The sequence below is a fragment of the uncultured Ruegeria sp. genome, from assembly GCF_947500045.1.
Taxonomy (GTDB): Bacteria; Pseudomonadota; Alphaproteobacteria; order Rhodobacterales; family Rhodobacteraceae; genus Ruegeria.
In genome coordinates this window covers 1-1,134 of sequence record NZ_CANMQQ010000036.1, presented here as the reverse complement: position 1 = coordinate 1,134, position 1,134 = coordinate 1, and the positions used below count along the sequence as shown (strand labels likewise).

The 1,134-nt window shown below is 60.5% G+C and carries 1 protein-coding gene; it reads left to right on the top strand.

The features are described 5' to 3' along the window. A partial coding sequence (gene hemA / locus Q1B46_RS22140) for a 5-aminolevulinate synthase (RefSeq protein WP_299952067.1) occupies window positions 1-1,134 on the top strand: 1,134 nt, incomplete at both ends.

Here is a 1,134-nt window from a genome sequence, read left to right as displayed (position 1 = left end):
GCTCGAAACAGCGATTGCCAGGCTGCATGACGAAGGTCGTTACCGGACGTTTATAGATATTGAACGTCGCAACGGGCATTTCCCGCATGCGGTGCGGACCTGTCCGGACGGGTCTCAGCAGAATATCACCGTTTGGTGCGGCAATGATTATCTGGGCATGGGGCAGAACCCTATTGTGCTGGAGGCCATGCACGAAGCGGTTGACGCGGCGGGTGCGGGCTCGGGCGGGACGCGCAACATTTCGGGCACGACGGTGTATCACAAGCGGCTTGAGGCCGAGTTGGCCGACCTGCATGGCAAGGAAGCCGCGCTGCTGTTCACCAGCGCCTATATCGCCAATGATGCGACGCTGAGCACGCTGCCCAAACTGTTCCCCGGCCTGATTATTTATTCCGACGCGCTGAACCATGCCTCGATGATTGAAGGCGTGCGCCGCAATGGCGGTGCCAAGCGCATCTTCCGCCACAATGACGTCGCCCATCTGCGCGAGCTGATGGCAGCGGATGACCCGGCAGCCCCCAAGCTGATCGCCTTTGAGTCGGTCTATTCGATGGATGGTGATTTTGGCCCCATCGAAGAGATCTGCGATCTGGCCGACGAATTTGGTGCACTGACTTATATTGATGAGGTCCACGCGGTCGGCATGTACGGCACCCGTGGTGGTGGTGTGACCGAACGTGACCGGCTGGCGCATCGCATCGACATCATCAACGGCACTCTGGCCAAGGCTTACGGCGTCATGGGCGGCTACATCGCGGCCAGCGCCAAGATGTGCGACGCGATCCGGTCATATGCACCGGGCTTTATCTTCACCACGTCGCTGCCACCTGCGGTTGCGGCTGGGGCAGCGGCATCGGTTGCGTATCTCAAACGCACGCCCGAGCTGCGCGAGCAGCACCAGACCCAGGCCAACATCCTCAAGCTGCGCCTGAAAGGGCTGGGCCTGCCGCTGATCGATCATGGCAGCCACATTGTGCCGGTGATCGTTGGCAATCCGGTGCATACCAAAATCCTCAGCGACCGATTGCTGGATGACTATGGCATCTATGTCCAGCCGATCAATTTCCCAACCGTCCCCCGCGGCACCGAACGCCTGCGTTTCACCCCGTCGCCCGTGCATGGGCCGGATGAAAT